Source organism: Paenibacillus sp. JT22N7 (assembly GCF_059383875.1).
In genome coordinates this window covers 341,595-351,239 of sequence record NZ_JBXENY010000009.1, presented here as the reverse complement: position 1 = coordinate 351,239, position 9,645 = coordinate 341,595, and the positions used below count along the sequence as shown (strand labels likewise).

Below are 9,645 nucleotides of genomic sequence, written 5' to 3'. Positions count from 1 at the left end.
AGGCGGAGGCAAAGGCATTGGTGGCGGAGCAGGCCAAGGCGGAGGCAAAGGCATTGGTGGCGGAGCTGGCCAAGGCGGAGGCCAAGGTATCGGCGGCGGAGCAGGCCAAGGCGGAGGCAAAGGCATTGGTGGCGGAGCAGGCCAAGGCGGAGGCAAAGGCATTGGTGGCGGAGCTGGCCAAGGCGGAGGCCAAGGTATCGGCGGCGGAGCAGGCCAAGGAAATGGTGGCGGCGGCGGTCAAGGTATCGGCGGCGGAGCAGGCCAAGGCGGAGGACAAGCTCCTACTACTAACCCTGCTCCAATTGTAACGCCAGCGCCAACTACAGTTCCGGCGCCGACAACACCAGCGCCAACTGTAGCGCCAAAACCAAAATCATATTACTAAAAGAAGTGGAATGAGCGAATCATTCAGAATCATATACAAAAAACGAGCCATAGAAGAGATTCTATAGGCTCGTTTTTTGATTAGTTATTTTTCAAACGTTTATTTAAGGACGGGCAGTTACTTCGCTTGCAAAAACTTATCGATAAATTGAATCGCTTTATCTGTATTCTCGCTGTTCACTCGGACGCCGACGATATAATTTTTCGGTGTGAGCACGGAAAGATTTTTCACCAGCGGGCTGCTGCTGATATCGATGCCGTAGACATGCTCGTCTGGTTCATCCTTCGTCGTTTTTTTGACCAGCTCGCTCTCAGTAACGGAGGACTTCAGCTCACCGCTCACTGCATCATCGAGGTTTTGCAGAACGCCCTGCGGGCTAATCCAGTCGAAGCTGGCTGTATCGAGAATGTAGATATCGGGCTTTTCCGTCGCCAGGACAACCATCGCTTTTTGCTGGGAAGCCATATCGACGGCATCTTTAGCATCAAGCGGCACATAGGTCAGGTTAACTTTAAACCGTTTCCATTCGGGAAACTTGTCCAGCAGCGATTGCTCAAGAACAGCCATATCCTGCTTATTGTCCTCTGTAAAATACTCGCCAAAATACATGACCGATAAATCCACCGGCGGCAGGCTTGCCAGGTAGCGCTGCTCCTCGCGATGGTCCATATAAGCTATAACGCCATAAATAATGAGAGCAATCGCCACAATGCCACCGAAAACATGGTATTTATAGTAGCGCCAGAAATGGTCGGTTTTTTCTGCGGCAGACGCCATATTTTTAAACTTTCCATATTCCTTCTCATTGAACGCTTGCTTGAACTTCTGGTCCTCCGCTTCAAGTATCCGTTTATAAGCGGCGGTCACTTGGCTGAATTCATTTGCCGTTGTCTCCTCATTGTCTGCGGTTTGTGCGCGGGAGCGGGATTGGCGGAGCAACAGGGTATAGCGCTTCTCGACCTCTTCTTTTGAAGCGTTTTCGGGAAGGCCCAGCTTTGCGTAGGCTTGTTTTACATCTTCCATGGGGTCACCTCGGCTATTATTTAAAAATATCAGTATAAATCCTACCCTCTAGTATACGGATTTAAGCGGACAAATGCCAATTTTCGCGGTTGTCCGCAGATTCGTGCGTGTTAGCTGGGCGAGATGGACCGGGCATCGAACAGACTGCGGATTCAGTGATCATATGGTATGATAGGAAAAAGCTAGCTTCAAAACTAGCGCCATGGGTGCATCAAAGCGCTCTCAAATGAGAAAAAACGTGCTGCTGCCTTGCGCTTTAAGCTAATAGACAGGGATGGGTTGGCACAAATCAGTCAATACCATAGATTAAGAGCATTGTTGTAATGGGGGATGGACCTTGCTTACTAATAAAACAATTATATTAGGAATTACTGGCGGGATCGCCGCCTATAAAGCGGCTACGCTTTGCAGCCGGCTGGTGCAGGCAGGGGCTAAGGTGCATGTCATAATGACCGAATCCGCCGCCCGTTTCATTACGCCGCTGACGCTCCAGACGCTGTCGCGCAACCCGGTGCATATCGACACCTTTGACGAGAGGGATCCGGCGGTCGTGTCGCATATTCATTTGGCGGATCATGCCGATCTCATCGTTGTTGCTCCCGCCACTGCAAATGTCATTGGCAAAATGGCAAATGGGCTTGCCGATGATATGCTCAGCACGACGCTGCTTGCAGCAACGAGCCCGGTGCTTGTGGCTCCAGCTATGAATGTGCATATGTATGAGCATCCGGCCGTGGCGCAAAATTTACAGACATTAGCGGATCGTGGCGTCATGTTCGTGGACCCAGGCGAGGGACAGCTTGCCTGTGGTTATGTGGCCAAAGGAAGGCTTGCCGAGCCAGAGGAAATCGTACATGCGATTGAAGAGTGGTTCAGCCGCAGCCGCAAGCTTGCAGGCAAGCAGGTGCTCGTTACCGCTGGCGGCACGGTGGAGCGGCTTGATCCAGTACGATATTTGACTAATGATTCATCGGGCAAAATGGGCTTTGCCATCGCGGAGGCTGCGCGGCTGATGGGCGCTGAGGTTACCGTTGTCGCGGGGCGGACGACTGTAGAACCGCCTGCAGGCGTAAAGCTGGTGCGGGTTGAATCCGCTCAGCAAATGCTGGATGCGGTCACCGCGCATTTTGAAACGGCTGACATCGTCGTTAAAGCGGCGGCTGTTGCCGATTACCGCCCGACCCAGCAGCAGGAGCAGAAGCTGAAAAAGACGGGCGAGACGCTCACGCTTGAGCTGGAGCGCACGATGGATATTTTGCAGCTGCTTGGGGAGCGCAAGACGCATCAGCTGCTCGTTGGCTTCGCCGCCGAAACCCAGCAGATCGCGCATTATGCGATGGATAAGCTGACGCGCAAAAACTGCGATCTCATCGTAGCCAACGATGTGAGCGCGGAAGGGGCAGGCTTCAACGGCGATACGAACGTTGTGCAGCTGTTTGGCAAGGAAGGCTTGATAGAGGCGCTTCCTTTATTGTCCAAGCGCGAGACGGCAAGGCGCATTTTGGAAGTTGCGGTGCAGCTGCTTTCACAGCTTCCTATTCAAAGGAGCTTTGGCGAATGATTGCCAGAGTGATAGTAGATGTGCCGAGCCGCCAGACGGATCGGCCATTCGATTACGAGGTTTCGGCGGAAATGTCCAGCTGGATTGAGGTGGGAAGCCGGGTTGGCGTGCCCTTCGGTGGCCGTGTGCTGCAAGGCTTCGTTGTGGAGCTGGCAGAAGAGGCTGAAGTTGACAGTCGCCGTCTCAAGGCGGTTGCCGAGCTGCTTGATCCGTTGCCGCCGCTGCTTCCTGACTTGATTGGGCTGGCCAAATGGATGAGCGACAAATATTGCTGCTCCTGGACAAGCGCGCTGCAAGCGATGATTCCCGCTGCGCTTAAAGGCAAGGCCGAGCGCTATGTGTCGTTGAACGAATCGCCAGACGAGGAGCAGGAGCAGCTTGCAAGCCGCTTGCCGCAGGAGCTGCTGGATATGCTCTCGCGGCAGCGGCAGACGAAGCTGGAAGCACTGAAGGAACGGTTTCCGCAATATGCGCCGGATATTAAAGCGGCGCTGGAGGAAGGTGTACTGCTTGAGCAGACAGCGATTCGCGACCGTCTGGCCATTCGCAAGGTGCTGACGGTGTTTCCGCCAGCAGATAAGGAAGCGGCTGCGGAAGCATTGGCAGCATGGCCGGCAAAGGCGGGCAAGCAGCGCGACCTGCTCGCCTTCATGCTGGAGCGAGGCGAGCCCATTGCGCTGCAAGCGCTGCTTGCAGAAGCAGGCGGATCGCCAGCAAGCGTGCGCGCGATTGCAGGCAAAGGCTTGCTGGAGCTGCGGGAAATCGAGCAGCAGCGCGATCCCTATGCGAGCCGCGAGTTCGAGCGGACGGTTCCGCTGCCGCTCACCGAGGGGCAGCAAAGCGTATACACCCGCATAGCAGATGCGGTCACGCGCGGCGAGCCGCAAGTATTGCTGCTGCATGGCGTGACGGGCAGCGGCAAAACCGAGGTCTATTTGCAAGCGATCCAGCATTGTCTAAAGCAAGGCAAGCAGGCGATAGTGCTTGTCCCGGAAATTGCGCTTACCCCGCAGATGGTCGAGCGGTTTAAAGGGCGTTTTGGCGATGCGGTAGCGGTGCTGCACAGCCGCTTGTCAAATGGGGAGCGCTACGATGAATGGCGCAAAATCAGAAGCCGCAAAGTACAGGTAGCCATTGGCGCCCGTTCGGCGATTTTTGCCCCCTTTGAGCGCATTGGCCTCGTCATTATTGATGAAGAGCATGAGTCTTCCTACAAGCAGGAGGAAAGCCCGAAGTATCATGCAAGAGATGTATCTGTGCAGCGCGCAAGGCAGCATGGCGCAGCTGTCGTATTAGGCTCGGCGACGCCATCGCTTGAATCGTATGCGGCGGCGAGCCGGCGTCCTGCAGAAGGGCGCGAATCATCGCTGCTGCCGATGCCGGATCGCGTTGGTGGCAGGCCGCTGCCGCCCGTAACGGTCATTGACATGCGTGCGGAGCTTGCGGCAGGCAACCGCTCGATGTTCAGCCGCAAGCTGCATGAAGGGCTTATACAGCGGCTGGAGCGCGGCGAGCAGACTGTGCTGCTGCTCAATCGGCGCGGTTATTCCACCTTCGTCATGTGCCGTTCCTGCGGCTACACGGCGCTTTGTCCGCACTGCGATATTTCGCTGACGTATCATCAGAAGTCGCGGCTGCTGCGCTGCCATTATTGCGGTCATGCGGAGCAGGCGCCGCAAACCTGCCCGTCCTGCGAAAGCGAGCATATCCGTTTTTTTGGTACGGGGACGCAGCGCGTAGAAGAGGAGCTTGCCAAGCTGTTTCCCGGCATTCGGGTTATTCGGATGGATGTGGACACGACGACGGAGAAAAACGCGCATGAGAAGCTGCTGAAGCGCTTCGGCGACCGTGAAGCGGATGTGCTGCTTGGCACGCAGATGGTAGCGAAGGGGCTTGATTTTCCATACGTAACGCTAGTGGGCGTTATTGCAGCGGATACGTCGCTGAATTTGCCGGATTTTCGCTCAGCGGAACGGACGTTTCAGCTGCTTACACAGGTGGCAGGCCGTGCTGGCCGCCATCAGCTGCCAGGGGAGGTCGTTGTCCAGACTTATTCACCCGAGCATTATGCGGTTACAACCGCGCAAAAGCATGATTACATTCGGTTTGTGGAAGAGGAGCTCAAGCATCGCGGCGTCATGGGCTATCCGCCTTATTGCCGGCTTGTACTGGTCACGATGTCGCATGAGCAGCTTGCGCTGCTGTCCTCGGTGTCAGAGCAGTTTGCGGAGCGGCTGCGCGAGCTGGCAGCTGGCGAAGGCGTATTAGGACCGCTTGGAGCGGGTTTGCCGCGTGCGCTTGAGGTGCTTGGGCCAGTCGCATCGCCTATATCGAGAATGAAAGATCGCTACCGTTTTCAATGTGTGATAAAATATCGGGGGAACATTGATGTGCCTGCGCTTCTGCGCGGTGCGCTTGCGCCATTCGTTGCAGGCTCGCCTCAGAAGCTTGTGCAGTTCAGCATTGATGTAGATCCGCAAGTCATATTATAGATTTCGTCGTAAAGGAAGGGAACGGCAATGGCCATTCGTATTATTGTAAAAGATCCTGATCCCGTTTTGAGGGAGCCAGCTATGGAAGTTACTAAATTTAATTCCAACTTGAAAAAGCTGCTTAAAGATATGGCGGAAACGATGTATGACGCTGATGGCGTCGGTCTAGCGGCTCCGCAGGTCGGCATTTCCAAGCGTGTCATCGTGGTAGATATCGGCGATGAGAATGGACTGATCGAAATGGTCAATCCGGTCATCGTAGAAGAAGAAGGCGAGCAGCTCGGACCTGAGGGCTGCCTAAGTATTCCGAACTTAAACGGAGATGTGATGCGTTCAGACCGCATCGTTGTAAAAGGTCAAAACTCCGATGGAGAGACGTTTACGGTTGAAGCACAAGGCTTCCTCTCGCGTGCGTTCCAGCATGAGGTTGACCATTTAAACGGCATCTTGTTCACGGATCTCGCAGAGAGCGTGTACGATATTTCCGAAAGACAGAAAAAAGGCGGCGAATAAGGCCATGCGTATTGTATTTATGGGGACGCCGGAGTTCGCCGTCCCTTCTTTGCAGTTGTTAATTAATAACGGCTATGAGGTCGTGGCAGTTGTCACGCAGCCGGACCGTCCAAAGGGGCGTAAGCGGACGCTTACGCCTCCGCCTGTGAAAGAAGCGGCACTAGCCTTAGGCTTGCCGGTATTGCAGCCTGAGCGTATGCGCAGCAGCGAAGCGGTAGAGGCGCTGGCGCAGTATCGCCCTGATTTAATTGTGACCGCAGCCTATGGGCAGATTTTGCCCAAAGGTGTGCTGGAGCTGCCGCGTCTTGGCTGCATTAACGTTCATGGCTCGCTGCTGCCACGCTATCGCGGGGGGGCGCCGATTCAACGCGCGATTATTAACGGCGAGAAGGTAACTGGCGTTACAATTATGTATATGGCTGAAGGGCTGGACACTGGCGATATGATCAGCAAGGTCGAAGTTGCGATTACGGATGAGGATACATCGGGCTCGCTGTTTGAGAAGCTGAGCGCGGCTGGAGCGGAGCTGCTGGAGCAGACGCTGCCGGGCATTATTTCAGGCGAAGCGACGGCTACGGAGCAGCAGCACGAGCTTGCTACTTACGCGCCTAACTTGACGCGTGAGGACGAACGGATCGATTGGGCGAAGTCCGCCCGCCAAATCTATAATCAAGTGCGCGGCCTGTCGCCTATGGCCGGTGCATTCACTTATTTGAACGGCGAGCTGTTCAAAGTATGGGCTTGCGCCAAGCCAGCGGAGACGTCTGGCGCGGGTAGTGCTGCTGCAGCGCTGCCGGGAACGGTGCGCGAAGCAAGTGGAGCGGGCATCACCGTACAGACGGGTGATGGCGTGCTCGTGCTTGCGCAAATTCAGCCAGCAGGCAAAAAAGCAATGTCGGCGGCTGACTGGCTGAAAGGCTCACGGCTGGCTGAAGGGACTGTCTTCGGCGAAGCAAGCATGGCAAACGGTGCAGAGCAATGAGTGAGCAGAAGCAGGCTAAGCCTGCGCAAGGACGCCGCCCGCAGGCCGGGGGCAAAACAGGCAGCAAGTCCCGCACTGCTGGGGCTGCTAAAGGACAAGCGTCCAGCCGGAGCAACCAAGCGGCAGGTCAGGCGGGAGCGCGCAAAAGCAGCTCGACGCGTGTACCTCGTACGCCAAGGGAGCTGGCGCTGGATATTTTGGTAAGTGTTGCTGGGGCCGGTGCCTACAGCAATCTCAAGCTCAACCAGTCGCTGCAGGATGCTAATTTATCTCGTGCGGATGCGGGTCTTGCTACAGAGCTCGTATACGGGACGATTCAGCATCAGCGCACACTCGATTATTGGCTGGCGCGATTCGTGGCGAAGGGCTTTAATAAGCTGCAGCCATGGGTTCATCAGCTGCTGCGGATGAGTGCTTACCAGCTGCTGTATTTGGACCGGATTCCGGTGCATGCCGCAGTTAACGAAGCGGTTGCCATTGCCAAGAAGCGGGGACATCAAGGTATTTCCGGCATGGTCAATGGGGTGCTGCGCAGTATGGATCGCAGCCGTGCAGAGCTTGTACCGTCTGCAATTAAAGCTGGATCACCGGCGGAAAAACTCGCGATCCTTCATTCCTATCCCGACTGGCTCGTTAAGCGCTGGGTGCTCGCTTACGGCGAGCAAACAACTGAAGCCATTTGCGCAGCGGGCAATGATTCTCCGCATGGAAGCGTACGGGTCAATCCCGTCCGAGGAACAAGGGCAGAAGCGATTGAGCAGCTTGCTGAGCTTGGACTTGACGCCGAAGCATCGCCGCTTGCTTCCGCAGGCATTACGATTCGCCGCGGCGGCAACTTGGTGGAGACGGCCGGTTTCCGCGAAGGGCTGTGGACGATGCAGGATGAAAGCTCCATGCTCGTAGCCGAGGTCGTCGCACCAGCAGCCGGCATGCAGGTGCTGGATTGCTGTGCCGCCCCGGGAGGCAAAACGACGCATTTGGCTGAGCTCATGGGTAATAAAGGCAAAGTGTGGGCGAACGATTTGCACCCGCATAAACGGCAGCTTATTATTGACCAGTCTTCGCGGCTCGGTTTGACGAACGTGGAGGCCATAACAAGTGATGCAGCGCAGCTGTCTGAGCGTTTTGCCAGCGGTTCAATGGATGCTGTGCTGCTGGATGCGCCTTGCTCAGGCTTTGGCGTCATCCGGAGAAAGCCAGAAATCAAGTGGACGAAGACGGCAGCTGATGTAGCAGCTATTGCGGACATTCAGCGCGAGCTGCTTGAAGCGGTGAGCGATCTTGTTAAGCCTGGTGGTGTGCTTGTCTACAGCACATGTACCATTGAACGGTCCGAAAATGAGGAGCAGGTGGAGCGTTTTCTGCAGGCGCATCCTGAATTTGAACTGGACCGCAACTGGCCGGAAGCTATTGTCCATGCTTTGCAGGAGGCGGGAGCGATCGATGAGGCGTTTAAAGGTTATGCGCAGCTGCTTCCGCAGCATTACGGCAGCGATGGTTTCTTCATTGCCCGCCTGTTGAGGCGCGCCTAATCGTTGCCTGTGGTTCATGATGGACGTTTGTGGTAAAATAAATCATCAGCGGCGCAGGTAGAGAGCTTTTGCCGCGCTATTATACAGTCAGGTGTGATAATTTAATGAAACCTTTTATTTACGACTATACGCTCGAACAGCTGCAAGATTGGATGAAAGAGAATGGCGAGCCAGCGTTTCGCGCCGGCCAGCTGTACGATTGGCTGTACGTTAAGCGTGTAACCAGCTTTGAAGAAATGAGCAATTTGTCCAAATCGCTCAGATCGAAGCTGTTTGACCAATTTCAATTTGTAACGCTCTCCGAAATAACGAAATTCGAATCCAAGGACGGAACTGTCAAGTTTCTGTTCGGGCTGCATGACAACCATGCGATCGAGACCGTTATTATGCGCCATAACTATGGCAACAGCATTTGCGTGACTACGCAGGTCGGCTGCCGGATTGGCTGTACTTTTTGTGCGTCGACGCTCGGCGGTTTGAAGCGGAACTTAACGGCTGGAGAAATTATTGCCCAAGTCGTTGTAGCACAGCAAATGCTGGACGTAACGAATGAGCGCGTATCAAGCATCGTTATTATGGGTTCCGGAGAGCCGTTCGAGAACTATGATGCGACGATGATGTTTTTGCGCACGATGATTCACGAGAAAGGTCTGAACATCGGCCAGCGCCACATTACCGTTTCGACGAGCGGAATCGTGCCGAGCATGTACAAATTTGCCGACGAAAATACGCAAATCAATCTGGCGCTCTCCATTCATGCGCCGAATGATACGCTGCGCTCCAAGCTGATGCCGGTTAACCGCCGTTTTCCTTTTGACGATGTGATGGAGGCTTGCCGTTATTATTTGGCTAAGACAGGCCGCCGGATTTCGTTTGAATACGCATTGATCGGCGGGGTCAATGACCGTCCCGAGCATGCGCAGGAGTTGGCGGATGTCCTTAAAGGGCTGCTGTGCCACGTCAATTTGATTCCGGTCAACCATGTGCCGGAGCGAAATTATGTGCGTACGCCGCGGGAGGATATTTTTGAGTTCCAGCGTATACTGGAGAAAAACAAAATAAATGCAACGATTCGCAGGGAGCAAGGGCATGACATTGCCGCCGCTTGCGGGCAGCTTCGTGCGAAGCACATGGAGTCTACGACGAGGTGATAACGT

At 55.0% G+C, this 9,645-nt stretch carries 7 protein-coding genes and 1 pseudogene; 7 read left to right on the top strand and 1 reads right to left on the bottom strand.

Annotated features, from left to right (window positions below):
- Window positions 1-385: pseudogene (locus AC50Y5_RS24245) on the top strand (hypothetical protein); the annotation flags it as partial.
- Between the two features lie 117 nt (window positions 386-502).
- Here the strand turns inward: AC50Y5_RS24245 and AC50Y5_RS24240 are convergent.
- Window positions 503-1,408: a hypothetical protein gene (locus tag AC50Y5_RS24240; RefSeq protein ID WP_056038545.1), complete on the bottom strand. Its 906-nt coding sequence runs from the start codon at window positions 1,406-1,408 to the stop codon at window positions 503-505.
- 337 nt (window positions 1,409-1,745) lie between these two features.
- On the opposite strand from AC50Y5_RS24240, the gene coaBC reads away from it, so the two are divergent.
- The 6 genes from coaBC to rlmN all read left to right on the top strand — a co-directional run bounded on the left by coaBC (window position 1,746) and on the right by rlmN (window position 9,639).
- Window positions 1,746-2,969 (top strand): bifunctional phosphopantothenoylcysteine decarboxylase/phosphopantothenate--cysteine ligase CoaBC, encoded by a 1,224-nt coding sequence (coaBC, locus tag AC50Y5_RS24235; protein ID WP_494864011.1) that lies wholly within the window; start codon window positions 1,746-1,748, stop codon window positions 2,967-2,969.
- Window positions 2,966-5,461, top strand: coding sequence for a primosomal protein N' (gene priA, locus AC50Y5_RS24230; RefSeq protein WP_494864010.1), 2,496 nt, complete (start codon window positions 2,966-2,968; stop codon window positions 5,459-5,461). Before coaBC ends, priA begins: the two co-directional genes overlap by 4 nt.
- A 27-nt stretch (window positions 5,462-5,488) precedes the next feature.
- Entirely contained in the window at window positions 5,489-5,974 is a 486-nt protein-coding gene (def, locus tag AC50Y5_RS24225) for a peptide deformylase (protein ID WP_046230610.1), read from the top strand.
- Between the two features lie 4 nt (window positions 5,975-5,978).
- Window positions 5,979-6,956: a methionyl-tRNA formyltransferase gene (gene fmt, locus AC50Y5_RS24220; protein WP_056038536.1), complete on the top strand. Its 978-nt coding sequence runs from the start codon at window positions 5,979-5,981 to the stop codon at window positions 6,954-6,956.
- On the top strand, window positions 6,953-8,488 hold the full coding sequence (rsmB, locus tag AC50Y5_RS24215) for a 16S rRNA (cytosine(967)-C(5))-methyltransferase RsmB (protein WP_494864009.1): 1,536 nt from the start codon (window positions 6,953-6,955) through the stop codon (window positions 8,486-8,488). The genes fmt and rsmB overlap by 4 nt, the downstream gene beginning before the upstream one ends.
- 104 nt (window positions 8,489-8,592) lie before the next feature.
- A complete protein-coding gene (rlmN, locus tag AC50Y5_RS24210; RefSeq protein WP_056038530.1) occupies window positions 8,593-9,639 on the top strand; it encodes a dual-specificity RNA methyltransferase RlmN in 1,047 nt (348 codons plus the stop codon).
- Window positions 9,640-9,645 lie beyond the last annotated feature (6 nt).